The 25,283-nt window shown below is 73.9% G+C and carries 23 protein-coding genes and 2 pseudogenes; 19 read left to right on the top strand and 6 right to left on the bottom strand.

All coding sequences use genetic code 11. The annotated features are described in order from the left end of the window. Nucleotides 1-256 precede the first annotated feature (256 nt). The 3 genes from JD77_RS22120 to JD77_RS22130 all read left to right on the top strand — a co-directional run bounded on the left by JD77_RS22120 (nucleotide 257) and on the right by JD77_RS22130 (nucleotide 3,370). Nucleotides 257-976 carry an MBL fold metallo-hydrolase gene (locus JD77_RS22120; protein WP_145775999.1) on the top strand — a complete coding sequence of 240 codons (720 nt, stop codon included), beginning with the start codon at nucleotides 257-259 and terminating at the stop codon, nucleotides 974-976. Between the two features lie 54 nt (nucleotides 977-1,030). Continuing rightward, nucleotides 1,031-2,359 (top strand): histidine--tRNA ligase, encoded by a 1,329-nt coding sequence (gene hisS, locus JD77_RS22125; protein WP_145776000.1) that lies wholly within the window; start codon nucleotides 1,031-1,033, stop codon nucleotides 2,357-2,359. A 75-nt stretch (nucleotides 2,360-2,434) separates the two neighbouring features. Then, nucleotides 2,435-3,370: an acyl-ACP desaturase gene (locus JD77_RS22130; protein WP_145776001.1), complete on the top strand. Its 936-nt coding sequence runs from the start codon at nucleotides 2,435-2,437 to the stop codon at nucleotides 3,368-3,370. Nucleotides 3,371-3,654: 284 nt separating this feature from the next. Here JD77_RS22130 and JD77_RS22135 read toward each other — a convergent pair whose 3' ends face one another. Next, nucleotides 3,655-4,161, bottom strand: coding sequence for a PaaI family thioesterase (locus tag JD77_RS22135; RefSeq protein WP_145776002.1), 507 nt, complete (start codon nucleotides 4,159-4,161; stop codon nucleotides 3,655-3,657). A gap of 56 nt (nucleotides 4,162-4,217) precedes the next feature. Here JD77_RS22135 and JD77_RS22140 point away from each other — a divergent pair, with 56 nt between their 5' ends. The 15 genes and pseudogenes from JD77_RS22140 (at nucleotide 4,218) to mltG (ending at nucleotide 21,729) form a co-directional block, all read left to right on the top strand. Continuing rightward, nucleotides 4,218-4,718, top strand: a complete 501-nt coding sequence (locus JD77_RS22140; RefSeq protein WP_145776003.1) for a winged helix-turn-helix transcriptional regulator — start codon at nucleotides 4,218-4,220, stop codon at nucleotides 4,716-4,718. Nucleotides 4,719-5,097: 379 nt separating this feature from the next. Next, on the top strand, nucleotides 5,098-6,150 hold the full coding sequence (locus tag JD77_RS22145; protein ID WP_145776004.1) for a S1 family peptidase: 1,053 nt from the start codon (nucleotides 5,098-5,100) through the stop codon (nucleotides 6,148-6,150). A 155-nt stretch (nucleotides 6,151-6,305) separates the two neighbouring features. Continuing rightward, nucleotides 6,306-8,129 (top strand): aspartate--tRNA ligase, encoded by a 1,824-nt coding sequence (gene aspS, locus JD77_RS22150; RefSeq protein ID WP_145776005.1) that lies wholly within the window; start codon nucleotides 6,306-6,308, stop codon nucleotides 8,127-8,129. A gap of 107 nt (nucleotides 8,130-8,236) precedes the next feature. Further along, nucleotides 8,237-9,051, top strand: a pseudogene (locus JD77_RS22155) (sugar nucleotide-binding protein). A 119-nt stretch (nucleotides 9,052-9,170) separates the two neighbouring features. Then, entirely contained in the window at nucleotides 9,171-9,767 is a 597-nt protein-coding gene (locus JD77_RS22160; protein WP_145776006.1) for a helix-turn-helix domain-containing protein, read from the top strand. Beyond that, entirely contained in the window at nucleotides 9,764-11,113 is a 1,350-nt protein-coding gene (locus JD77_RS22165) for an MFS transporter (protein ID WP_145776007.1), read from the top strand. The genes JD77_RS22160 and JD77_RS22165 overlap by 4 nt, the downstream gene beginning before the upstream one ends. Then, complete coding sequence (locus tag JD77_RS22170) at nucleotides 11,110-11,676, top strand: GNAT family N-acetyltransferase (protein ID WP_145776008.1); 567 nt, start codon at nucleotides 11,110-11,112, stop codon at nucleotides 11,674-11,676. The genes JD77_RS22165 and JD77_RS22170 overlap by 4 nt, the downstream gene beginning before the upstream one ends. Before the next feature lie 99 nt (nucleotides 11,677-11,775). Next, a complete protein-coding gene (locus JD77_RS22175) occupies nucleotides 11,776-11,979 on the top strand; it encodes a hypothetical protein (RefSeq protein ID WP_145776009.1) in 204 nt (67 codons plus the stop codon). 75 nt (nucleotides 11,980-12,054) lie between these two features. Next, a complete protein-coding gene (locus JD77_RS22180; RefSeq protein WP_145776010.1) occupies nucleotides 12,055-13,551 on the top strand; it encodes a replication-associated recombination protein A in 1,497 nt (498 codons plus the stop codon). 2,185 nt (nucleotides 13,552-15,736) lie between these two features. Continuing rightward, on the top strand, nucleotides 15,737-16,354 hold the full coding sequence (locus tag JD77_RS22185) for a hypothetical protein (RefSeq protein WP_145777721.1): 618 nt from the start codon (nucleotides 15,737-15,739) through the stop codon (nucleotides 16,352-16,354). A 149-nt stretch (nucleotides 16,355-16,503) separates the two neighbouring features. Continuing rightward, nucleotides 16,504-16,965, top strand: a complete 462-nt coding sequence (locus JD77_RS22190) for a DUF948 domain-containing protein (protein ID WP_145776011.1) — start codon at nucleotides 16,504-16,506, stop codon at nucleotides 16,963-16,965. Nucleotides 16,966-16,993: 28 nt separating this feature from the next. Beyond that, nucleotides 16,994-17,299 carry a hypothetical protein gene (locus JD77_RS22195; protein WP_145776012.1) on the top strand — a complete coding sequence of 102 codons (306 nt, stop codon included), beginning with the start codon at nucleotides 16,994-16,996 and terminating at the stop codon, nucleotides 17,297-17,299. Beyond that, entirely contained in the window at nucleotides 17,296-19,974 is a 2,679-nt protein-coding gene (alaS, locus tag JD77_RS22200; RefSeq protein ID WP_145776013.1) for an alanine--tRNA ligase, read from the top strand. Before JD77_RS22195 ends, alaS begins: the two co-directional genes overlap by 4 nt. A 100-nt stretch (nucleotides 19,975-20,074) precedes the next feature. Beyond that, nucleotides 20,075-20,536, top strand: a complete 462-nt coding sequence (gene ruvX / locus JD77_RS22205; protein ID WP_145776014.1) for a Holliday junction resolvase RuvX — start codon at nucleotides 20,075-20,077, stop codon at nucleotides 20,534-20,536. Then, complete coding sequence (gene mltG, locus JD77_RS22210; RefSeq protein ID WP_145776015.1) at nucleotides 20,533-21,729, top strand: endolytic transglycosylase MltG; 1,197 nt, start codon at nucleotides 20,533-20,535, stop codon at nucleotides 21,727-21,729. Before ruvX ends, mltG begins: the two co-directional genes overlap by 4 nt. A 107-nt stretch (nucleotides 21,730-21,836) precedes the next feature. On the opposite strand, the gene JD77_RS32925 is transcribed toward mltG, so the two are convergent. After that, complete coding sequence (locus JD77_RS32925) at nucleotides 21,837-22,196, bottom strand: transposase (protein WP_211372630.1); 360 nt, start codon at nucleotides 22,194-22,196, stop codon at nucleotides 21,837-21,839. A 134-nt stretch (nucleotides 22,197-22,330) separates the two neighbouring features. On the opposite strand from JD77_RS32925, the gene JD77_RS22225 reads away from it, so the two are divergent. Then, nucleotides 22,331-23,134 (top strand): protein phosphatase 2C domain-containing protein, encoded by an 804-nt coding sequence (locus JD77_RS22225; protein WP_145776016.1) that lies wholly within the window; start codon nucleotides 22,331-22,333, stop codon nucleotides 23,132-23,134. A gap of 237 nt (nucleotides 23,135-23,371) precedes the next feature. On the opposite strand, the pseudogene JD77_RS22230 reads toward JD77_RS22225, so the two are convergent. From JD77_RS22230 to JD77_RS22245, 4 genes and pseudogenes are all read right to left on the bottom strand, one after another. After that, a pseudogene (locus JD77_RS22230) lies at nucleotides 23,372-23,571 on the bottom strand (type II toxin-antitoxin system RelE family toxin). 77 nt (nucleotides 23,572-23,648) lie between these two features. Continuing rightward, nucleotides 23,649-23,918, bottom strand: coding sequence for a type II toxin-antitoxin system prevent-host-death family antitoxin (locus tag JD77_RS22235; protein WP_145776017.1), 270 nt, complete (start codon nucleotides 23,916-23,918; stop codon nucleotides 23,649-23,651). Nucleotides 23,919-24,352: 434 nt separating this feature from the next. Then, nucleotides 24,353-24,832, bottom strand: coding sequence for a hypothetical protein (locus tag JD77_RS22240; RefSeq protein ID WP_145776018.1), 480 nt, complete (start codon nucleotides 24,830-24,832; stop codon nucleotides 24,353-24,355). 12 nt (nucleotides 24,833-24,844) lie between these two features. Next, nucleotides 24,845-25,183, bottom strand: a complete 339-nt coding sequence (locus JD77_RS22245; RefSeq protein ID WP_145776019.1) for a hypothetical protein — start codon at nucleotides 25,181-25,183, stop codon at nucleotides 24,845-24,847. Nucleotides 25,184-25,283 lie beyond the last annotated feature (100 nt).

Genomic DNA, 25,283 nt, shown 5'->3' on the forward strand with positions numbered 1-25,283 from the left:
CGCCAGGTCTGACGCCCCGTCGGGCGGCTCGTGCGCCACGCCACACGCCCGCCAGAGTGTACGGCCACCGACTGGCAAAGTGGTGTACGAGGTCCGGGCTGGGCCTTATCGGAGTTGTTCACTGCGCCGCGCGGGGACGTGCGGGACGTGCGGGACGTGCGGGACGGTTTGGGACGGGTGGGCCGGCGTAACCGGCTCGCCGGTGCGACTAGGCTGCCAGGAAGGGACGACGAAGCTCGACGGAAGGGGAGCGGACGTGCTCGTGGCCGGCTTTCCCGCGGACGCCTTCGGCACCAACTGCTACGTGGTGGCGACCGCGCCGGGGGAGCAGTGCGTGGTGGTCGACCCGGGCATCGGGGTGATCGACCGGCTCGACGCCGTGCTCGCCGAGCACCGCCTGCACCCGGCCGCCGTGCTGCTCACCCACGGCCACCTGGACCACACCTTCTCCGTCGCGCCGGTCTGCGGCGCCCGGGGCATCACCGCGTACGTGCACCCCGACGACCGCGAGCTGCTGGCCGACCCGGCCAAGGCGCTCTCGACGGACCTCACCCAGCTCTTCGGCGGTCGGCTGCCGTACGCCGAGCCGGAGGACGTGGCCGAGCTCACCGACGGGGCCACCCTCGCCCTGGCCGGCTTGGAGATCACCGTCGACCACGCCCCGGGCCATACCGGCGGGTCGGTGCTGTTCCGGATGCCCGGCGCCGGCTCGCCCTGGGAGGCCGAGCAGATCTGCCTCTCCGGTGACGTGCTCTTCGCCGGCTCGATCGGCCGCACCGACCTGCCGGGCGGCAGCATGCCCCGGATGCTCGCCAGCCTGCGGGACAAGGTCCTCCCGCTGGCCGACGACACCGTGGTGCTGCCCGGCCACGGCCCCGCGACCACCATCGGCCGCGAGCGCGCGACCAACCCGTACCTCGTCGAGGTGGCGGGGGCGGACGCCGCGCGCCCGGCCGCGCCCACCCGCGGCCTGTAGCCGCCGCGACCGAGACCTCCCCGCGCTGTCCGCGCGGGATCCAAGGAGTACGCGATGAGCAAGCCCACGCCCATTTCCGGCTTCCCCGAGTGGACGCCGCCGCAGCGGATGATCGAGCAGTTCGTCCTCGACCGGATCCGCGCCACGTTCGAGCTGTACGGCTTCGCTCCCCTCGAGACCCGCTCGGTGGAGCCCCTGGACCAGCTGCTGCGCAAGGGGGAGACCTCCAAGGAGGTCTACGTGCTGCGCCGGTTGCAGGCCGACGCCGACGGCCCGGCCGGCGACGACGCCCTCGGCCTGCACTTCGACCTGACCGTGCCGTTCGCCCGGTACGTGCTGGAGAACGCCGGCAAGCTCCAGTTCCCGTTCCGCCGCTACCAGATCCAGAAGGTGTGGCGCGGCGAGCGCCCGCAGGAGGGGCGGTACCGGGAGTTCGTCCAGGCCGACATCGACATCGTCGACCGGGACACCCTGCCGGCGCACCACGAGGCGGAGATGCCGCTGGTCATCGGCGACGCGCTGCGGTCGCTGCCGATCCCGCCGGTGACGATCCAGGTCAACAACCGCAAGATCTGCGAGGGCTTCTACCGGGGTATCGGCCTGACCGACCCGGAGGCCGCCCTGCGCGCGGTCGACAAGCTCGACAAGATCGGCCCGGCGCGGGTGGCCGAGCTGCTCGCCGAGACGGCCGGGGCGAGCGAGGCGCAGGCCAAGGCGTGCCTGGCGCTGGCCGAGATCTCCGCGCCGGACGCGTCCTTCGCCGACGCGGTGCGCGCCCTCGGGGTGCGCGAGCCGCTGTTGGAGGAGGGCATCGAGGAGCTGGTCGCGGTGGTGGAGACCGCCGCCGCGCACTCCCCGGGGCTGTGCCGGGCCGACCTGCGGATCGCCCGTGGCCTGGACTACTACACCGGCACCGTCTACGAGACCCAGCTGACCGGTTACGAGCGGTTCGGCTCGGTCTGCTCCGGCGGCCGGTACGACAACCTGGCGAGCTCCGGCGCCACCAGCTTCCCGGGCGTGGGCATCTCGATCGGGGTGACCCGCCTGCTCGGGCTGCTCTTCGGCGCCGGCGCCCTGTCGGTCTCCCGCAGCGTGCCGACCTGCGTGCTGGTCGCCGTCACGAGCGAGGAGCAGCGGCCGGCGAGCAACCGCGTCGCCGACGCGCTGCGGTCCCGGGGCGTCCCGACGGAGGTGTCGCCGAGCGCGGCGAAGTTCGGCAAGCAGATCCGGTACGCCGAGCGGCGTGGCATCCCGTACGTCTGGTTCCCCGGCGCCGAGGGCGCGGCGGACGAGGTCAAGGACATCCGCTCGGGCGAGCAGCAGCCAGCCTCCGCCGGCGAGTGGAACCCGCCCCGCGCCGACCTCAAGCCCCTGGTGGGGTGAATGCGGGCCCGTTACTGGCGAGTACGCGGCGGAGAACCTACGGTGGCGTAAGTTACGCCACCGTAGGAGATTCTCGTGACCATACTCAGCCAGACCGCCCTGCTCATCGAACTCGAACCGGTCGTGGCGAAGAACCTCGACCGGCACCTGGCTATGGCGAAGGAGTGGTTCCCGCACGAGTATGTCCCGTGGAGCGAGGGGCGAACCTTCGACGGCCCGCTCGGCGGTGCGGCGTGGGCGGAGTCCGACTCGCGCGTTCCCGACGTGGCCCGTACGGCGCTCGTCGTCAACCTGCTGACCGAGGACAACCTCCCCTCGTACCACCACGAGATCGCCACGCTGTTCGGTCGGGACGGGGCCTGGGGGAACTGGGTGCACCGGTGGACGGCCGAGGAGGGGCGGCACGGCACCGCCATCCGTGACTACCTGACGGTGACCCGGGCGGTGGACCCGGTGGCGCTGGAGCGGGCCCGGATGACGCACATGTCCGCCGGCTACACCAATGCCCACGGCGACGAGGTGCTGCACTCGCTGGCGTACGTGTCGTTCCAGGAACTGGCCACCCGGGTCTCGCACCGCAACACCGGCCGGGCGACCGGCGACCCGGTGTGCGAGGCGCTGCTGGCCCGCGTCGCCGCCGACGAGAACCTGCACATGGTCTTCTACCGCAACCTGCTCGGCGCGGCGTTCGAGTTGGCCCCGAGTCAGGCGATGCGGGCGGTGGCCGACGTGCTGGCCGACTTCCAGATGCCCGGCGTCGGGATCGAGGGGTTCGCCCGCAAGTCCGTGGCGATCGCCCTTGCCGGCATCTACGACCTGCGGCAGCACCGCGACGAGGTGGTCGCGCCGGTGCTGCGCCAGTGGGACGTCTTCTCCGTCACCGGCCTGGACGCCGACGGCGAGGTCGCCCGCGACCAGATCGCCGCCCACCTCGACACCCTGGAGCGCCAGGCGTCCCGGTTCGAGGAGAAGCGGGACGCCCGAGCCGCCCGCCTCACCCCCACCCGCTGACCCTCCCGCCCCCGTCACCCCCCGCCCCGCCCCCGCCCCGCCCCGCCCCCGCCCCGCCCCGCCCCGCCCCCCGCGCCCCGCCGCACCTCCTCGGCGATCTTGCACTTGCGGCCCCCGAAGTGAGCGTTATGCGGCTTTCGCCGGGGCACCAAGTGCAAGATCGGCGGGGGAGGGCGGGGAGGGCGGGGAGGGCGGGAGGGCGGGGAGGGCGGGGGAGGGTGGGGGGAGGGTGGGGGAGGGTGGGGCGGGGGAGGGTGGGGCAGGGTCAGGGGTGGTGGGGGTGTTTAGTTTAGGGGGGAGAGGAGGCAGGTCGAGGTGGCGTGGGCCGTGAGGCGGCCCGCGCCGTCGAGCAGCCTGGCCTCGGCGAGCGCGGTGCGCCGGCCGCGTTGCAGGACGCTGCCCTCGCAGCGCAGGGTGCCGCTGTCCACCGTCACCGGGCGGAGGAACCTCACGTTGAGGTCGAGCGACGTGTAGCCGACCCCCGCCGGCAGGGTGCTGTGCACGGCGCAGCCCGCGGCGGTGTCCAGCAGGGTGGAGATCACTCCGCCGTGCACCGTGCCCAGCGGGTTGTAGTGGAACTCCTGCGGCACGAGCTCGACCGCGACCCGGCCCTCGTCGGCCTCCAGCCGGGCCATGTCCATCAGGTGCATGACCGGCGGCGCGGCCAGCTCACCGGCGATCATCGCCCGGAGCAGTTCCAGGCCGCTGCGCCGTCCGATGTGGGCGGCGCCGGCCACCGGGTCGGACCAGGAGAAGGTGCGGCTGCGCACAGGCTGCTGCGTCTGTGTCATGGGCCCAGCCTGCGGGCCCGTTGCTGAGTCTGTCAACCAGACCTAGGCTGGTCGTCGTGAGACCCGCGGCACTGGACTGGTCGGTGGAGAACTGCACCATCGCCCGCGCGATGGCGATCCTCGGCGAGCGGTGGACGCTGGTCGTGCTCCGCGAGGTGTTCAACGGCGTGCGCCGCTTCGACGACATGCGCGTACACACCGGCATCCCGCGCCAGTTGCTCGCCAACCGGCTGGCCGCCCTGGTCGAGCGGGAGGTGCTGCGCCGGGAGCCGTACCGGGAGCCGGGCAGCCGGGTGCGCCACGAGTGCCGGCTCACGGAGAAGGGCCTCGACCTCTGGCCCGTGCTGGTCGCCGTGCTCGACTGGGGCGACCGCTACCTCGCCGACCCGGACGGCTCGCCACTCAGCGTGGCGCACCGGGACTGCGGGGCCGAGGTGCGCGTGGAGCTGCGCTGCGCGGCCGGGCACGAGGTGGCCGTGCCGCGCGACGTGCTGCCCCGACCCGGCCCGGGCGCCCGCCGCCGCGAGGCGGCGCCGGAGCGCGGCAGCGGGGACTGACGCGCCGGGACCGGCCGCCGGGCGTGGGCGCGGCCGACGGTCCCGGCGCCGGCGTCACCAGCCGAGGCCGGCGGCGTACGAGACGCCGGCCAGCACCTGCTGGCCGGCGGTGTTCGGGTGGTCATGGTGGCCTCCGGGTCACGGGTGCCTGCGGAGAAAATCGGGACGAATCGATCGGATAGATCGATTGGTGTATCTGCAATGTTGCCCGCTTGTGACCGCGGGGATCGAGGTGAAGCTGGGGCGAACCGGGTCTTGCCTATGATCTTAATGATGTGAATACTTCGCTCAACCTGCACGGTTCCCCCAGGTCCGTCGGGTTGTCCTCGGGTCCGTCACCCCCGGCGTGACCCGTCGCCCCCTTCCGGGAGGTTGTTACATGCGACCCACGAGGTCCTCGCTCCTCCGCGCCGCGGCCGTCGCCGCGGCCGGCACCCTGGTTGCCGCCGGCGCCCTGATCGGCGCGCCTGCCCAGGCCGCCCCGCTCACGTCCGCCGACACCGCCGCCAGCCTGGCCGACCGGCTCGGCGACCGCGCCGCCGGCACGTACGCCGACGCCAGCGGCCGCATGATCGTCGCCGTGACCGACGAGGCCACCGCCCGTCAGGTCCGGGCCGCCGGCGCGATCGCGAAGCTCGTCACGCGGGGCGCCGCGGAGCTGAACCGGGCCACCGCGGAGCTGGAGCGCTCGGCGAAGATCCCGGGCACCGCCTGGTGGACCGACGTCGTCACCAACCAGGTCGTGATCTCGGTTGACCCGACCGTCACCGGCGCCAAGCTGGAGCGCGTCAAGGCCGCCGCCGCCCGGACCAACGGCGCCGTCCGCATCGAGCGTGAGGCCGGCGCGCTGAGCACCCGGATCTCCGGCGGCCAGGCCATCTACGCCCAGGGCGGTGGCCGCTGCTCGCTCGGCTTCAACGTCCGCAGCAGCTCCGGCGTCACCTACTTCCTGACCGCCGGCCACTGCACCGACATTGCCGCGAACTGGTACAGCAACTCGGCGCAGACCGCCCTCATCGGCACCCGGGCCGGCACCAGCTTCCCGGGCAACGACTACGGCATCGTCCGGCACAGCAACTCCGCCAACGCGAGTGGCGACGTGTACCTGTACAACGGCAGCTACCAGGACGTCACCGGCGCCGCCAACGCGTTCGTCGGCCAGAGCGTGCAGCGCTCCGGCAGCACCACCGGCCTGCGCGGCGGCTCCGTGACCGCTATCAACGCCACGGTCAACTACGCCCAGGGCAGCGTCTACGGCCTGATCCGCACCAACGTCTGCGCCGAGCCCGGCGACAGCGGCGGCTCGCTGTTCAGCGGCAGCACCGCCCTCGGCCTCACCTCGGGCGGCAGCGGCAACTGCACCGTCGGTGGCACGACCTACTTCCAGCCGGTCACCGAGCCGATGAGCGTCTACGGCGTCAGCATCATCTGACCCCGACCGACACCGCGGAGCGGGCCGCCGACCTCCCGGCGGCCCGCTCTGCGCGTACCCGGAAGGGCCCGCAACCGCTCCCGGTGCCGGCGGGGCGCGGGGCACCCTGACAGAATGCGGGGGCAGACCGATCGCAGATGAGGGAGACGCAAGTCGTGATCCGTACCCATGACGCCGGCAGCCTGCGCGCGACGGACGCCGGCACCACGGTGACGCTCGCCGGGTGGGTGGCCCGCCGGCGCGACCACGGCGGTGTCATCTTCGTCGACCTGCGCGACGGCTCCGGCATCGTCCAGGTGGTCTTCCGCGAGGAGGACGCCCACGCGCTGCGCAACGAGTTCTGCGTCAAGGTGACCGGCGAGGTGACCCGCCGCCCCGAGGGCAACGAGAACCCGGAACTGCCCACCGGCGAGATCGAGGTGACCGCGACCGCCCTGGAGGTGCTCTCCGAGGCGGCGCCGCTGCCGCTGCCGGTCGACGACCAGGTCGAGGCCGGCGACGACATCCGGCTCAAGTACCGCTACCTGGACCTGCGCCGCAGCGGCCCGGCCCGCGCGATGCGGCTGCGCTCGCGGGCCAACCAGCTGGCCCGCACCGTGCTGCACGAGCGGGACTTCCTGGAGATCGAGACGCCGACGCTGACCCGCTCGACCCCGGAGGGCGCCCGCGACTTCCTGGTCCCGGTCCGCCTCCAGCCGGGCAGCTGGTACGCCCTGCCGCAGTCGCCGCAGCTGTTCAAGCAGCTGCTGATGGTGGGCGGCATGGAGCGGTATTACCAGATCGCCCGCTGCTACCGCGACGAGGACTTCCGCGCCGACCGGCAGCCGGAGTTCACCCAGCTCGACATCGAGATGTCCTTCGTCACCGAGGACGACGTGATCGACCTCGGCGAGGCCATCGTCTCGGCGCTCTGGTCCGACCTCGCGGGCTACGAGATCCCCCGGCCGATCCCGCGCATCACCTGGCACGACGCCATGGCCCGGTACGGCTCGGACAAGCCGGACCTGCGCTACGGCGTCGAGCTGACCGAGCTGACCGAGTACCTGCGCGGCACCGAGTTCCGGGTCTTCGCGTCGGCGATCGACGCGGGCGGGTACGTCGGCGCGGTGGTCATGCCGGGCGGCGCGAGCCAGACCCGCAAGGAGCTGGACGGCTGGCAGGACTGGGCGAAGGCGCGCGGCGCGCGTGGCCTGGCGTACGTGGTGCTCGACGCCGAGACCGGCGAGGCCCGCGGCCCGGTGGCCAAGAACCTCTCCGAGGCGCACCTGGCCGGGCTGGCCGACGCGGTCGGCGCGAAGCCGGGCGACGCGATCTTCTTCGCCGCGAGCACGAACACCCGGGAGGCGCAGGAGCTGCTGGGCGCGGCCCGGGTCGAGATCGCCAAGCGGGCCAAGCTGGTCGACGAGAGCGCCTGGGCGTTCTGCTGGGTGGTCGACGCGCCGATGTTCGAGCCGACCTCCGACCAGGAGAACGGCCGGGAGGGCGGCTGGACGGCCGTGCACCACCCGTTCACCTCGCCGAACGCCGAGTGGGTGGACCGGTTCGAGGAGGCGCCCGACCGGGCGCTGGCGTACGCGTACGACATCGTCTGCAACGGCAACGAGATCGGCGGCGGCTCGATCCGTATCCACCGCGGCGACGTGCAGCAGCGCGTCTTCGACCTGCTCGGCATCACCCCCGAGGAGGCGCGGGACAAGTTCGGCTTCCTGCTGGAGGCGTTCAAGTACGGCGCCCCGCCGCACGGCGGCATCGCGTTCGGCTGGGACCGGGTGTGCATGCTGCTGGCCGGGGCCGACTCGATCCGCGAGGTCATCGCGTTCCCGAAGACCCGGGGTGGCTTCGACCCGCTCACCGGCGCGCCGACGCCGATCACGGCGCAGCAGCGCGCCGAGGCCGGCATCGACGCCAAGCCGAAGCCGCCCGCGGCGGCCCACACCGGCACCGCCGGGCCGGCCGCCCCGGTCGCCGACCCGACCTGACCTGACCGGTCCCGATCTGGTCGATCAGGAGGTTGGCGGGGCCCACGCCGGGGCGGGGTCGTCCCGCTAACCTCATGATCGACGGTCGGTGTGGCGGGAGGGGCGGCGTGACGGTGCTCGTGGTGGGGGCCAGCGGCTATCTCGGCGGCGAGGTGTGCCGGCAGGCCGTGGCCGCGGGGGAGCGGGTCGTCGGGACGTACCACGCCAACCCGGTGGACCTGCCCGGCGGCGCGGCGCGGCGGCTCGACGTGACCGACCGCGCCGCCGTGCGCGCGCTGGTCGCGGCCGTGCGGCCGGCCGTCGTGGTGAGTACCCCCTACCGGTACGACGACTGGACCGTCACCGCCGACGGCGCGGCCCACGTCGCGTACGCCGCCGCCGAGGTGGGCGCGCGGCTGGTGCACCTGTCCAGCGACGCGCTGCACGCCGGCCGCCCCGAGGCGTACGCCGACGACGAGCCGCCCAGCCCCGTCTTTCCGTACGGGGCGGCGAAGGCGGCGGCGGAGACCGCGGTGCGCCTGGTGGGCCCGGCTGCCGCGCTGGTGCGTACGTCCCTGATCGTCGGCGGCGAGCGGAGCAGGCAGATCCAGCTCTGCCTGGACGCGCTCGCGGGCCGGGCGAGCCTGTTCACCGACGAGGTCCGCTGCCCGGTCCACGTGGCCGACCTGGCCGCCGCCGTCCTGGAGTTGGCGGCCACCGACTACGCCGGCCCGCTCAACGTGGCCGGCCCGAGGCCGTCAGTCGCGCCGAGATGGGGCTGCTGGTGGCCCGCCGCCACCAGCTCGACGCGGCCGGGATGAAGACCACCACCATTGTCGCGGCCGGCCTGGTGCGGCCCGCCGAGGTGCGCCTCGACAGCTCCCGCGCCGCCGCGCTGCTGCGCACCCGCCTGCGCGGCATCAGCGAGATCCTCGCCCCCTGATCCCCCTGTCGGGGAGCGGTTGCCGGGCGCTGGGTCCGTCCTCCTGACCCTGTCGGGTGGTGCACACTTCCTATGCACAAGTCTTGTGCATAGGAAGTGTGCACAGATATTGTGCACCCATGGGGAACGGCGAGAGGCCGGCGCCGCGCAGCGTGCGCCTCGACCACCGACAGGTGCGGGTGCTGGCGCACCCGCTGCGGCTGCGCCTGCTCGGGGCGCTGCGGGTGAAGGGACCGGCGACGGCGACCACCCTCGCCGAGCTGCTGCACACCAACACCGGGGCGACCAGCTACCACCTGCGCCAGCTCGCCGAGGTCGAACTGGTCGTGGAGGCCCCCGACCTGGGCAGCGGCCGGCAGCGCTGGTGGCGGGCCGCGCACGACGTCACCAGCTGGGAGCCCAGCGACTTCGACGACGACCCGGACGCCCGCGCCGCCATCGAGTGGATCCAGGGCGACCAGGTGCGCCTCCTGGTCGAGCGCGCCGAGCGGTGGTTCGCCGTCCAGCACGAGTGGTCCCCGGCCTGGCGGGACGCCCTCGGCATGGGCGACATCTTCATGACCGTCCCGCCCGAGCGGCTGGAGGCGCTCAAGACCGAGCTGTGGCAGGTCCTCGAGCGCTACCGGCACGAGGCCAACGCCGGGCCGGCCGCGCCCGGCGCCGAGCGGGTGCAGATCTTCCTCGCCGCGTACCCGCTGTTCAAGGAGATGCGATGACCGCGCTGTCCGTACGCCAGGTCCGGTTCCGCTACCTCACCCTCTACGGCCTGCGCTGGCTGCCCACCGGCCTGCTGATCCCGGTCATGATCCTGCTGATGCAGGAGCGCGGCCTGTCGCTGTCGCAGATCGGCCTGGTGGCCACAGCCCAGGGGCTGGTCGTCCTCGCCCTGGAGTTGCCCACCGGCGGGTTCGCCGACGCGCTCGGCCGCAAGCCGGTGCTCGTCACCGCGTGGGCGATCTGCCTGGTCTCGCTGGCCGTCTTCGCGGTGGCCGACTCGTTCTGGTTGTTCTTCCTGGTCTGGGCGTTGCAGGGCGTCTACCGGGCGCTCGACAGCGGCCCCCTGGAGTCCTGGTACGTCGACGCCACCCTGGCCGCCGACCCGGACGCCGAGTACGAACGCGGGCTCGGTTGGGCCGGCACCGTCATCGGCCTCGCCATCGGCACCGGCGCGCTGCTCGGCGGCGGGCTGGTCGCGGTCGGCCCGGTCGGGCCGGTCAGCGCGCTCACCCTGCCCGTGCTCGTGGCCATCGCGCTCCAGGCGGTCGCCCTCGTCGCGCTGCTGGTCCTGATGGTGGAGGCCCGGCCGGCCCGGGGCGCCGGGGCGCTGCGCGCCTCGATGGTCGAGGCGCCGCGGATGGTCGGGCAGGCGGTCGGGCTGCTGCGCCGCTCCCGGGTGCTGCTCGCCCTGGTCGCGGTCGAGCTGTTCTGGGGCTTCGGCATGGTCACCTTCGAGTCGCTGCTGCCCCTCCGGCTCGCCGACGTGGTCGGCGACGCCGACCGGGCCGCCGCGCTGCTGGGCCCGGCCGGCTCGGCGGCCTGGCTGGCCAACGCCCTCGGCGCCGCGCTCACCCCGCTGCTGCTGCGCCGGCTCGGGGCGGCCCCCGCCGCCGCGCTCATGCGGGTGCTCCAGGGCGCGACCGTGGTCGGGATGGGCCTGCTCGCCGGCCCGGTCGGGGTGCTGGTGGCCTACCTGGCCTGCTACACCATCCACGGAGCGTCGAACCCGCTGCACATGGGGCTACTGCACCGGCAGGTCGACGGCCCGTACCGGACCAGTGTGCTCTCGCTGAACTCGATGATGGCGCAACCGGGCTTCGCGCTCGGTGCGGTGGTGCTGACCGCGCTGGCCGACCGCAACGGCGTCAGCACGGCGATGCTGGTCGGCGGGGTGGTGCTGGCCCTGGCCGCGCCGCTGTACCTGCCGGCCTGGCGGGCCGCCCGCGCCACGCCGCCGCCCGCGGCGGACGCACTGCCCGTCCCCGCACCCGCGCCCGCCGCGGCCGGCGGGCCCGCTGAAGCGACTGCGCCCGCTGCGGCTGGCGCTCCCGGTGGTGCGCCGTGAGAGGGGTTCCCCCCACCACCGCAGGCGTCTACCCCGTACGACTGGCCGGGGAGCGGTGCGTCCTGCGCGAGGTCGAGGACGGCGACGTCGACGCCGTGTACGCGCTGACCGCCCACCCGGGGGTGCTGGAGCGCGTGCTCGACGAGCACCCGCCGTCGCGGGAGGAGATCCGGGCCGCGCTGACGGCCTGGCGTGCGGAGGCGCGCGCGGAGCCGCGGTCGAGCTACCGGCTGGCCGCCGTGGCGGGCGGGGAACTGGTGGGCATGGGCACGCTGACCGTCGACAGTGCCGCGCACCGCCGCGGCGAGATCGGGTACGTGCTCCACCCCGACCACTGGGGCGCGGGCCTCGGCACGGAACTGTCCAGGCTGCTGCTGCGCCTGGGGTTCGAGCGGGTGGGGCTGCACCGGATCGAGGCGACGACGCGCCCGGACCACGTCGCCTCCTGCCGGGTGCTGGAGAAGGCCGGGAGGCGCCGGGAGGGGCTGAGCCGCGACCACCTCCTGGTCCGGGGGCGGTGGTGGGACTCGGTGCGGTACGCCGTCCTGGCGACGGAGCGGTGACAGCGCGTACGGCGGGGCCGGTCCACGGTGGAGATTGACGGGCGGACCGATCGGGTACATCACGGGACGACCGACTCGAAACCCCTCCGGAGGACCGACATGCTCGCCATCATCGCGGCCATCGTCTTCGGCTTCGCCCTGCTGCTCGACCTGTTCGACACGAACCTCGGCGCGCCGGACCTGTTCAACGTGCACACCCTGCTGATGCTCGGCCTGCTGCTGGTCGCCCTCCACCTGGCCGGGGTGGGCGGCGCCGCGCGTGGCGGCCGCTGGTACCGGGGCCGGCGCCCCGGCCGGGGCTGACCGGAAACGATCACGACGGGCCGGGTCCGCGGCGCACTTCGGGTGCCGCCGATCCGGCCCGGTACTGTCTTCGTGATGGAGTCCGACGCCCTCTTCACCCTCGGGGCACCCGCCGGTGCGCCCAGCGCCCCCGCGGGTGCCACCGGCGTCGACGGCCTCACGCCGGTCTCGCCCGACTCGCCGCTGCCCGTACGGATGCGCCCGGCCAGCATCGACGAGCTCGTCGGGCAGGACCACCTGCTCGCCCCGGGCGCCCCGCTGCGCCAGCTCGTCGGCGGCGCCACCCCGATGTCGGTGATCCTGTGGGGCCCGCCGGGCAGCGGCAAGACCACGATCGCCCACCTCGTGGCGCGGGCCACCGACCGCCGCTTCGTGGCGATGTCCGCGCTCTCCGCCGGGGTGAAGGACGTCCGCGCGGTGATCGACACCGCCCGCCGGCAGCGCCGCTCCGGTGGCCCGCAGACCGTGCTGTTCATCGACGAGGTGCACCGGTTCAGCAAGACCCAGCAGGACTCGCTGCTCGCCGCGGTGGAGGACCGGACGGTCACGCTGCTGGCGGCGACGACGGAGAACCCGTACTTCTCGGTCATCTCGCCGCTGCTCTCCCGGTGCGTGCTGCTCACCCTCCAGCCGCTGGACGACGCGGCGGTGCGTGGCCTGCTGCGCCGCGCGGTCGCCGACGAGCGTGGCCTCGCCGGCGCACTGACGCTCGAGACCGAGGCAGAGGACCATCTCGTACGCCTCGCCGGCGGCGACGTCCGCAAGGCGCTGACCGCCCTGGAGGCGGCGGCCGCCTCGGCCACGGCGCTGGGCACCGGCCGGATCGACCTGGCGACCGCCGAGCAGGCGGTCGACGTCGCGGCGGTGCGCTACGACCGGGCCGGGGACGCGCACTACGACGTGACGAGCGCCTTCATCAAGAGCATGCGCGGCTCCGACGTGGACGCGGCGCTGCACTGGCTGGCCCGGATGCTGGTGGCCGGCGAGGACGCCCGGTTCATCGCCCGCCGGCTGGTCATCTTCGCCAGCGAGGACGTCGGCATGGCCGATCCCACCGCGCTCGGCGTCGCCACCGCCGCCGCGCACGCGGTGGAGTTCGTCGGCCTGCCCGAGGCGCAGCTCAACCTCGCCCAGGCGGTGATCCACCTGGCGACGGCGCCGAAGTCCAACTCGGCGACCACCGCGATCGGGGCGGCCGTGGCGGACGTTCGGGCCGGTCGGGGCGGGCCGGTGCCGCGCGCCCTGCGGGACGCGCACTACTCCGGCGCCCGCGGGCTCGGCCACGGCGCCGGATACCGGTACCCGCACGACGACCCGCGCGGCGTGGTCACCCAGCAGTACGCTCCCGACGATCTTGTCGGGGCCGACTACTACCGTCCCAGCGGGCACGGTGCCGAGCGGTCCGTGGCCGCCCGGCTGCCGGTGCTGCGCCGGATCGTCCGTGGGCTGCCCGCCCCGGCGCGTCCGGACGCATCGGCGCCCGCCGGGAACGGCCGCCACCCGTCGGGCAACGGGCACGCCAGCGCGGCGGACGAGGACGGCGCAGACGCCGTCGGGGAGGGTCAGCAGTGAGATCCCGTGGTTCGGAGCGACCTGAGGACGGGCCCGAGGAGCGGCCCGAACCGCGCGCCAAGGGGCGCCGGTGGGGCCGGGGCCGATCCGACAGCGAGCCCGAGGAGCCGGTCAGCGGCGAGGAGTTCGGCTGGATCGACGACCTGCGCTCGGCCAAGCAGCAGCGCGGCGACCTGGGCCCCGGAGGGCCGGCGGGCCCGGGCCGGAGCCGGCGCGTGGTCCCGGCGGGCCGCAGGCGGCGCCGCCCGTGCGTGGCGGCGAGCCGTCCGCCCCGCGCCCCCGCCCCGTCGACGGGCCCTGGCCCGGCCCCACCGAGCCCGGGCGCCGCCCGGCCCCACCGAGCAGCCCTCGGGCCGCCTCCCGCGGCGCAGCCGCCCGTCCGTCCGGCACCGCAGCCGGCCGCCGGGGCGCAGCCGCCGGGGCAACCCGCGCGTCCGGCGCACCCGCCGGCCCAGCCGGCGGGCCCGGTGGCCGGGGCGGCCCGTCCGCCGTACCCGTCGGAGGTGACGCCCCGGCGACCGCAGCCGGCCGGCGAACAGCCCGGCCCGGTCAGCGCGCCGCCGGGGGAGGAACCCCGGCCACAGGAGCCCGTCGCCCCCGTCTCCGGTGCCCCCGGTCAGCGTCTCCGGCCGCGCGGGGCGCACGGCGCGGCCGCGGCCCCGCCGGTGCGCGGCGGCCGGCCGCCGACCGGCGGGTGGCCGGTCGGCCCGACGGGCCGCCCCCGCGCGCGACGCCGGCCTGCCGCGCCGCCGGCCGCCGCGCCGCGCCGGAGCAGCCTGCCGCGCCGGCCGGCCGCCGCGCCGCGCCGGAGCAGCCTGCCGCGCCGGCCGGCCGCCGCGCCGCGCCGGAGCAGCCTGCCGCGCCGGCCGGCCGCCGCGCCGCGCCGGAGCAGCCCGCCGCCTATCCGCCCCCGACCGGCGATGCGCTGCGCGGGGCGAGCGGCGAACACCCGGGCCGACCCGGCCGCGACCGGGACGACGCCGACGAGCCGACCGGGCGCGGCGCCGCCGTCCCGGCCCCGCCCGCCCCGGCGGTCGGCGGCGCGCTCCCGAGGAGCCCTCGATCGTGCCGGCCAGCGGCAACGCCCCGCCGGTGCCGGCCGCGCCCGGTTCGCCGGTCGTCCCCGGGCCGGCCGCCGCCCCCGGTCACGTCGACCCGGCCGGCGCACCCGAGGGCGGCCGGCGTCGGGCCGGTCGCGCCCACCACACCGACCCGGCCATGCCCGTGGTCGACCGGTCCGGCGTGCCGGCCGCCGGAGAACCGACCGGTGCGCGCCCGGCGCCGGGCGGTGCCGGCCGCGCGTCCGTCGGCCGCGTCCGGCCCGGCACCGAACCCGCCGCGCCGGGAGAGCCGGGCACCCCGGCCACCGCCCGCGCCGCCGTGACCCCGCCGCGCCCGGAGGACCCCCGCACCGGCGAGGCCCGCCCGGTGCAGGAGCAGGGCACGGGCGAGTTCCGTCCGCCCCGGGAGCGGGGCGCCGCGGTCGTCCAGCCGGCGGAGCGGGCACCGGCGAGATCCTTCCGCCGCGGGACCCGGGCGTCGGCGAGCTCCGGCAGCCGGGGCCGGCGCGCGGCGCCGCCCGTCCTGTGGGCCCGGGCGAGGGCCAGGGCCGTCCGGGGGCCGAGGACCGGCCGGCGCCGGCGGCCGGGGTCGAACTCCGGCCCGGCGTGGCTCCGGGCCCCCGGTCCCCCAGCGGTGCCCGCCCCGACGCGGCGGGCGCGAGCCCGACGATGCCCGGCGCCGGGCCGGCCCCGGAGGTCGGTCCCGGTCACCCGGACCGCCCGGACGGGCCACCGGCCGCCCCCGCGGGGCGGGCGGCGCCGCCGGGCGCCCGGCCCGGCCGAGCCACCCCACCCGGCGTCGTCCCGGCCCGACGGCGGCGCCGGCCCCCGGCCGTGGCGCGCGCGGCGGCCGCGGTCGGTCGCCCCGACGACGGGCCGGAGCACCGGGGAACCCCGCTGCAGCGCGGCGCGGGCCGACCCGGGCCCACCGGCGTGCCGGTGGCGCAGCCGGACCGCCCGGGCACCCACCCGCTGCGGCCCGGGCCACAGCCGTGGTGGCCCCCGCCGCCGTACCCGCCGACGAGCACGGCGGTGAGCCGTCGCTGCGGCGGGCCGCCGGGCAGGAGGGCGACGACGACGCCCCGGCCCGTCCCCGCGGGCTGCGCTCGGAGCTGCGCCGCCAGATGCGCCAGCGGCGGCGGCTGCGGCTGGGCGTGCTCGTGATGGTCAGTGTGGTGCTGCTCGGCGCGCTGCCGCTCTACTTCGGCATCCGGACGCTGAGCCGCGACCCGGTCTTCGACTCCCTCGACGGGCTGGACGTGCCGGGCTGGGCGGCGACGAAGACGGTGGACAACGTCAGCGGCAACCGCTGGTGCCTGGAGGAGTGCCGGCTGCGGGAACGCACGCTGGAGTCGGGGCGGCCCGTCGAGGAGACCGCGCAGGCGTACGAGCGTGCCCTGAGCGCGGCCGGCTGGCGGCGGTGGAAGACGAGCCACTGCCCGGCCCAGCCGGCGAAGGGCAGCTACACCTGCTGGCGCCGCGACGAGCTGACCCTCGACCTCTGGGTACGCGCGCCGACGTGCGTCCCGCCGCCGGTCGACGGCCAGCCGGCGCCGACGCCGCTCGCCTCGCCCGCAGCGCAGGAGTGCACCGGCTCGTTGGTGTCGGTGAAGGTCCGCAACGCGATCGACGACGAGCGGATCGGGCCGCTGCCGAGCACCGACCCGTCGCTCACGGGCGAGGACCCGTTCCCGACCCTGAGCGAGGATCCGCTGGGCGAACCGACACCCTCACCGTCGTGAGCCGGTTTTCGTCACTGACGGTAGGGTCTGGGGCTGGTACGCCCGCCTGCACCCGCTGACCCGTCCTGGGTGGTCGAGCGCCGGTACGGGTGATCACGGTCGCGCGTCCCGGGCGGCGGGCCCCGGGACTCTGCTTGAGGAGGACATGCGTGGATGGTGGACAGATCGCTGCGCTGATCGCGGCCGGCGCGTTCCTGATGCTGGTGCTCGTGCTGGCGGTGCCGATCCTGCGGCTGCGGCACACCGTGGACGCCACGACCCGGATGATCAACGAGCTCAACGACCGCACCACCCCGCTGCTCGCCGACGTCAACGTCACGGTGCGGAACGTCAACACCGCGCTGGAGCAGGTGCAGACCTCGCTGGACGGGGTGAACCTCCAGCTGGCCAAGGTCGACACGATGACCAGCCACGCGCAGAACGTCACCGCGAACGTGGCGAACCTGGCCACCGTCGTCTCCGCCGCGGCGGCGAACCCGCTGGTGAAGGTCGCCGCGTTCGGCTACGGCGTACGCCGTGCCGCCGCCGCCCGGCGGCACGCGGAGAGCGAGCGCGAGGTGCGCGACACCATCAAGCAGCAGCGCCGGGCCGCCAGGCGCGGCGACCGGTGAGCCGGCCGCAGGACGGGAGGATGAGAGCATGAGGCGCCTGTTCTGGCTCGGCATCGGGCTGGCCGTCGGCGTGGTGGTGGTCCGCAAGGCGACCCGCACCGCGCAGGCGTACACCCCGGCCGGCATCGCGAGCGGCCTGGCACAATCCGCTGGCGGCCTGGTGGAGTCGCTGCGTAGCTTCGTGGAGGACGTCCGGGTCGGGATGGCCGAGCGGGAGCAGGAGATCCACGAGGCGTTCGCCCGGGGCGAGGCGTTCGACGACCAGTTCGCCGAGCTGCGGGAGGACCCGCGCATCGGGGACCGAGAGATCTTTCCGGAGGAGCACCAGCGATGAAGACAGCGGAGATCAGGCGGCGGTACCTCGCCCACTTCGAGGCGAACGGCCATGCCGTGGTGCCGTCCGCTCCGCTGCCCGCCATCAGCGACCCGAACCTGCTGTTCGTCAACGCCGGCATGGTGCAGTTCGTCCCCTACTTCCTGGGGCAGCAGACCCCGCCCTACCCGCGGGCCGTCAGCGTGCAGAAGTGCATCCGCACCCCGGACATCGACGAGGTCGGCAAGACCAGCCGGCACGGCACGTTCTTCCAGATGAACGGCAACTTCTCCTTCGGCGACTACTTCAAGGCCGGGGCGATCCCGCTGGCCTGGGAGCTGTCCACCAAGCCGGTCGCCGAGGGCGGCTTCGGGCTGGACCCGGAGCGGATCTGGGCGACGGTCTACCTCGACGACGACGAGGCGTACCAGATCTGGCGGGAGACCGGCGTGCCGGCCGAGCGGATCGTGCGGCGGGGCAAGAAGGACAACTTCTGGTCGATGGGCATTCCCGGCCCGGCCGGCCCCTGCTCTGAGCTGTACTACGACCGGGGCCCCGCCTACGGGCGCGAGGGCGGCCCGGAGGTCGACGAGGACCGCTACCTGGAGTACTGGAACCTCGTCTTCATGCAGTACGAGATCGCCGACGTGACCAGCAAGGAGCACTTCCGCATCGTCGGCGACCTGCCCAAGAAGAACATCGACACGGGCATGGGCCTGGAGCGGATGGCCTCCCTCCTCCAGGGCGTCGACAACCTCTACGAGATCGACGAGGTCCGGCCGATCCTGGCCCGGGCCGCCGAGCTGACCGGCAAGCGGTACGGCGCGCACTCCGGCCACGTGGCCAGCGAGTCGCACCCGGACGACGTCCGGCTGCGGGTGATCGCGGACCACGTCCGGACCGCGCTCATGCTGATCGGCGACGGGGTCACCCCGAGCAACGAGGGCCGCGGGTACGTGCTGCGCCGGATCATGCGCCGCGCCATCCGGGCCGTCCGGCTGCTCGGCTGGCAGGACCGGGCGCTGCCCGAGCTGCTGCCGGTGGCCCGGGACTGCATGGCCCCGTCGTACCCGGAGATCGCGGCCGAGTTCGACCGGATCGCGCAGTACGCGTACGCCGAGGAGGACGCCTTCCTGGCGACGCTGCGCGCCGGGACGACGATCCTGGACACGGCGATCGCCGAGACCAAGGCGGCCGGGCAGCCGGCGCTGCCGGGCGACAAGGCGTTCCAGCTGCACGACACCTACGGCTTCCCGATCGACCTGACCCTGGAGATCGCGGCCGAGCAGGGGCTCCAGGTCGACGCCGACGGCTTCCGCCGGCTGATGGCCGACCAGCGGGCGCGGGCGAAGGCTGACGCGCAGGCGCGCAAGACCGGGCACGTCGACCTGTCGGCGTACCGGACGGTGCTCGACGCGGGCGGCCCGGTGGAGTTCACCGGGTACACCGAGCTGAACCGCGAGTCGCGGGTCCGCGCGGTGCTCTCCGGCGGCGACGAGGTCGGCGCGGCGGTCGAGGGCGACACGATCGAGCTGGTGCTCGACACCACCCCGTTCTACGCCGAGGGCGGCGGCCAGCAGCCCGACCAGGGCATGATCACCGTCGGCGGCGGGCTGGTCGAGGTCTTCGACGTGCAGCAGCCGGTGCCCGGCCTGATCGTGCACCGGGCCCGGGTGGTCCGGGGCGAGGTGCGCGCGGGCGAGACCGGGTACGCCGAGATCGACGTGACCCGGCGGCGGGCGATCTCCCGCTCGCACACCGCGACGCACCTGGTGCACCAGACCATGCGCAACTTCCTCGGCGAGTCGGCCACCCAGGCCGGTTCGCTGAACGCCCCGGGCCGGCTGCGGTTCGACTTCAACACCCCGACCGGGGTGGCGCCGAGCGTGCTGCACGACGTGGAGCAGCAGGTCAACGAGGTGCTGCTGGCCGACCTGGAGGTGCACGCGTTCATCACCAGCCAGGAGGAGGCCCGCCGGATCGGCGCGATGGCCCTGTTCGGCGAGAAGTACGGTGAGCGGGTCCGGGTCGTCGAGGTCGGCGACTACGCCCGGGAGCTGTGCGGCGGCACGCACGTGGCCCGCTCGGCGCAGCTCGGCCTCGTCAAGATCCTGTCCGAGTCGTCGGTCGGCTCCGGCGTCCGCCGGATCGAGGCGCTGGTCGGCATGGACGCGTTCGGCTTCCTGGCCCGCGAGCACCTGCTGGTCTCCCGCCTCGCCGAGCTGTTCCGGGTCCCCGGCGACCAGGTCGCCGACCGGGTGGAGCAGACCGTCACGCAGCTCCGCGACGCGGAGAAGGAGCTGGAGAAGCTGCGCGCCCAGCTCGTGCTCGGCGGCGCGGCGGCCCTCGCGGCGCAGGCGAAGGACGTGCGCGGCGTCGCGTACGTCGGCACGGAGGCGCCGGAGGGCGCGGCCGGCAACGACGTGCGGACCCTGGCCCAGGAGATCCGCGGCAAGATCGACCCGGCCCGCCCGGCCGTGGTGGCCGTGGCGGCCCGGGCCGGCGGGAAGGCGTCCCTGGTGGTGGCCGTGAACGCGGCGGCCCGGGGCCGGGGCGTGTCGGCGAAGGACCTGGTGAAGGCGGCGCTGTCCGGCCGGGGCGGCGGCAGCGACGACCTCGCCCAGGGTGGCGGCCTGCCGGCGGCCGAGGCGCCGAACCTGCTGGCCACCGTCGAGAAGGCGATCGCCGAGGCGTGATCGCGCAGCGTGTCGAGTCGGGGCGGACCGAGCCGGTTCGCCCCGACTCGTTCCATGACGGGGGAAGTAACGGCTCGTCCCACGGCGGGGTGAACGACAGATGACGGAATCGTCGCGCGGTGTCCGGTTGGGCGTGGACGTCGGTCAGGTCCGGGTCGGGGTGGCCCGGTCGGACCCGCACGGGGTGCTCGCCACGCCGCTGGTCACCCTCGCCCGGGACCTGACCGCCGAGCCCGACGCGGTGCCGGCGGACATGGCGGAGCTGGCGGCGCTGGTCGCCGAGCACGAGGCGGTCGAGGTGGTGGTCGGTCTTCCGGTCAACCTGGCCGGCCAGCACGGCCCGGCGGCCCGAAACGTGAAGGCGTACGCTGACCGACTGGCCGGTGTAATAGCACCCGTTCCGGTAACGCTCACCGACGAGAGGATGTCGACCGTGGTCGCGTCTCGTAGGCTGGCCGAGCGTGGCGTCAGGGGGAAGCGCCAACGCGCGGTGGTCGACCAGGCCGCCGCGGTCGAGATCCTGCAGAGCTGGCTGGACGCGCAGCGGAGGCGGACGCGATGATCGACGATCTGGACCTCGGGTTCGACGAGTCGGATCGGGGTGAGAAGGGCCGGCACCGGCGCAGCGCGGTGCGCAGACGCCAGGGCAAGTCCTCTGGCGGTGGCGGGAAGACGGTCTTCGCCCTGCTCATGGCCCTCGTCCTGCTCGGTGGCATCGGTGGCGGGGCGTTCTACGGCTTCGACCGGGTCCAGAGCTACTTCGTCACCCCCGACTACGACGGCGCCGGCACCGGGGAGGTCGTGGTCGAGATCAAGCAGGGTGCGCTGATCGCCGACATGGCCGACGCCCTGTACACGGCCGGGGTGGTCAAGAGCTCGAAGGCGTTCATCGAGGCCGCCGCCGGGAACTCGCGGAGCAAGAACATCCAGCCCGGCAGCTACAAGGTGCGCAAGCAGATGAGCGCCGAGCACGCGCTGGGCATGCTGCTGGACCTGAAGAACAAGGTGATGAACGGGATCACCATTCCCGAGGGCCGCACCGCCAAGAGCGTCTACAAGCTGCTGTCGGAGAAGACCAAGATCCCGGTCAAGGACTTCGAGGCCGCCGCGAAGGACCCGGAGGCGCTCGGCGTGCCGGACTGGTGGTTCAAGCGCACCGACAACAAGCCGGTGAAGAAGTCGATCGAGGGCTTCCTTTACCCGGACACGTACGAGATCCCGCCGAAGGCCACCGCCGAGAGCATCCTGTCGATGATGGTGGAGAACTTCCTCACCGTCACGAGCGAGATGAAGTTCGTCGACCGGGTGCAGGCGGAGCGCAAGATCGCGCCGTACGAGGCGCTGATCGTCGCGTCGCTGGCGCAGGCCGAGGCCGGCAACCCCGACGACCTGGGCAAGGTCGCCCGCGTGGCCTACAACCGGGTGTACGGGGAGTTCCCGTGCAACTGCCTGGAGATGGACGTCACGGTCAACTACTACCTGGAGCTCACCGGCCAGAAGACCAAGGCGTCGAAGGATATGACCCCCGCCGAGTTGGACGACTCGAAGAACCCGTACAACCGGAAGCTGCGCGGCCTGCCGCCCACCCCGATCGACAACCCGGGCAAGCAGGCGCTGGAGGGCGCGATGGCCCCGCCGAACGGCAAGTGGCTCTACTTCGTGGCGATCGACAAGGAGGGGCACTCCGAGTTCGCCGATACGTACGAGCAGCACGAGCGGAACATGGCCAGGGCCAAGGAGGCCGGGATCATCTGATATCCGGCATAACGCGGCGGCGGACGTGGTCTTCTGGGTCCTCCGGGTTGTTGACCTCGGGCGGAAGGTCCACCTGATCGTGGACCGGCACCCGGTCCACCGCCGAGTCACCGTGCGCGACTGGCTGTCGGAACGCGTTGAGCATATTGAGAAAAGGCTTTCACGGCTTCGGGCTGGTTCTGCCTGCGGCGCAGGTGCGCAGCAGCCGCTGCGGCGAGTTCGGCGGGGTTGGCCGGGTTCGCTTGCGCCACATGCCGTTTGATGTCGCTGTTGAGCAGTTCCATGGGGTTGAGTTCGGGTGCGTAGCCGGGCAGGAAGTGCGTTCGGCAAGCCAGAGGTCCGCTACGCCGCCGGCTGATCAGCACATGTTTGCCCTTCGGGCCGCACTCGCTTCCGAAGGACGCCGAGAGATACGGCAGGAAGGGCCCCCAGCGGGGGCCGTTTTTGTCCGGATTGCCGTTGGCCACTTTATCGCTACTGTCCGACAGCCTGGCACACGACGTACGACACCGCCGGACGCCCCGTGGAAGTCATGCTCGCCGTCATCGCAGGCGATATGGTCCAGATGTCGTACCGATTCAAGATCCCCGACTGAGGCGGCCTGTGCACGGCACCTACACGGCCGCAACCGGAGGCGGCGCCGGACGGCCCCAACGAGGACCACTTCGCCGTCGGCGACGGGTGGGCCCTGGTCCTGGACGGCGCAGGTCGCTATCCCAACGAGTCAGGCGGCTGCATTCACCCCGTCACCTGGGTCGTTGCTCGCCTCGGCGCCCATCTCAGCCGCCACCTGGCCGAGCGGCCCGAGCAGCCGCTCACCGCGATAGCCCGCTCTGCGATCGAGGCAACCATGGCCGATCACGGCCCGGCCTGCGACCTAAGCCACCCACTCTCCCCAGGGGCGACAGCCGCGATCATTCGGCTTCGAGACGACCAAGTCGAGTGGTTGGTGGTCGGTGACTGCGCGGTCGTCATCGACCAAGGGCAAGGCGAACCCACGAGCATCATCGATGACCGGGTTGATCGCCTGCCCGGCGCACCGGTTGTCGAGGGCCGCGTACGCACCTACTCGCCGGCCTATGTGGCAACGATTCGCAATCGGCCAGGCGGGTTCTGGGTCCTGGGAGCCGCGCCTGCTGCGGCCGAACACGCGCTGACGGGAGCCCTTCCACAGCGCTCGGTCACACAGATCCTGCGGTGCACCGACGGCGTCTCACGCCTGACTGAGCGTTACGGGTGGGGTTGGAGTGCTGTCTTTGCCCTATGCGAGGAAGGCGGCCCCGAGGCGCTCATCCGTGCCGTGCGTAGCGCCGAACGCGATGATCCGAACCCGCGGCGTTGGCGGGGCAAACGTCATGACGATGCGACCGTGGTCGTCCTACGGATGGATCAGGTCTACGCCTGACCGAGGTCGCGGCGCTGGTAGTCATGGCGCTCGACCCGATCGGCGTTGACGAGGCGGCCACACCGCTCTGTCGAGAGCTTGCACCAAATGGCGGCGGCGGGCTCGTAGGCATCGCGCGGGTGGGGCCTGCCCGGAAAGTCAAAACCCCGGCTGCGTGCCCGCGTGGGGCAGAGGCGGACCGGGGTCTTCGTAGCTGAGCGTAGCGCTTGATCGGCACCTTTGGGACGTCAGCGCGGCTCAGAGAGTGTCGTAGACGTCGCTGCGGTGGCCGAGGTGGACCACGAGGACGATCAGCTCCTGGTCGCGGACGGTGTAAACGATGCGGTAGGCACCGACGCGGATTCGGAGCAGGCCGGGGTGTCCGGTCAGGGCTTTGACGCCGGCTGGGCGGGGTTCGTGGCCAGGCCGGCGATGGCGGTGACGAGGCGAGCCTGCACGGGACGGTCGAGCTTGCGCAGCAGCTTGGCGGCGGCGCGGTCGACCTGGACGGTGTACGCCGGCGGCGTCGGGCTGGTCACAGGCCGAGCTCGTTGCGCAGCTCAGTCAGCGGGACCGGGGTGTCGCCGGCGTCGATGCGGGCCAGGGCCTCGCGGGCGGCGGCGACGTCGGCGGCGTCCTCGGCCCGCTCGATCGCCTCGGCGACCTCGGCCGGCACGATGGCGGCCAGGCGTTGCCCGCGGCGGGTGACGTAGGTGATTCGCCCGGCGTAGTGGGCGCGGGAGACCACGTCCGCGAGGCTGTCGCGGGCGTCGGAGATCGGCAGTTCGGCTGCGGGCTCACTCATGCCCGCATCGTACAACTCGTACAACTCGTACGACTAACATCCGGCGCCGGAGGTCGGGCGTTCGGCTGAGGTTCACTCGCACCCGCCATTCGCACACTCGTACGAATCAATATTCCTGAGCAGCAAAAAGACGGATGGCGAGATCACGAGGACGCCTCGTACCCTCGGAGGCTCGACCGTCGACCCCTCCGGAGGTGACGCCGCGTATGCCGCCCGTCCCGGTCATCACTCTCACCGCCAGCCATCTGCCCGACCAGGAAGCCGTCTGCACTGTCGCCGAATGCCCCAGGGCTCCGGTGGTGACCTGGCAGGTGGCCCGGTCCGGGGTCATCTTCGGAGACCGGTAGATCGCCGGCGAGGACGTCGACCTGTGCCGGGAGCACGACAAGCGGGCCCTGCGGCTGACCGGCGCCGAGGACTACGTCGACGCCTGATCAGGGTCGGGGTAGCCGCAACTGGAAGCGGGCGTGTTCGGCCAGGGCGGCGACGTCGTCGACGGGCTGGCCGTGCCGGTACAGCACTGCGAGGTTGCGGCTGGCGAGGTGGGCCAGGGCGTCGCGGACGACGGCCGTGGGGTGGCCGGTGTAATCGGCGAGGCGGGTCAGGGTGGCGTCGGTGGTCTGGCCGCCGAAAGCAACGATCAGGGTGCCTGCGGCGGCGGCCGTGGCGTCCTCGGGCGGGTCGGCGTACTCCGGTGGCTGGTGAACGCGGCGGCGGTCGGGCAGCGGATCCTCGCCGAGGGCGTGCAGCACTTCGTTGAGGGCGTCGCGGATCCGGTGGCGGTCCCACGTGTGGCGGCCGGCGCGGAGCTGGCCGGCGAGCGCGGCCAGGACGGTTTCCCACTGGGAGGCGGGTGGTGGCCCGTCCCGTAGGGGCGGGGCGGCGGACGCCGGAACCACGACGGCGGGTGCCATCGCTGGCGTCCGTCACGTCATGGCCACGCCCAAAAGGCAGACTTTTGCTCCAACCTGCTCCGGCAGCGCCGGGGCGTCGACGACGTCGACGTCGGGGCCGTGCCCCGGCCACAAGAACCTCTTTTTCTGCAACTTGCTCCGCGCACGCGGCGTCCGACCGGGGGGCGGCAACGCCCGGCGCAACGCTCCCCGGGTGGTTCCCCGAGAGCTGCCCCGGAAGGTTCCTCGGGAGCTTCCGTAAATCGCCGGGCCGGTCGGCGCGCTGCGGCACGTCAGGCTGTTGGCAACGCCCTGGCAACGCTGGTCGACAACTTCTTCGTCGCGATGCTGGCCGCGCGCCTCGAAGCTCACGCCCCGCACCGCGTGCCCCTCCCCCAGCGGTCGGGCCGAGAATGCAAGAGGGTGTGCCGCGTACAAGGCAGCCAGCGGCCGTGACCTGGGCGGACACGGC

Source organism: Micromonospora olivasterospora (assembly GCF_007830265.1).
Lineage (GTDB): Bacteria > Actinomycetota > Actinomycetes > Mycobacteriales > Micromonosporaceae > Micromonospora > Micromonospora olivasterospora.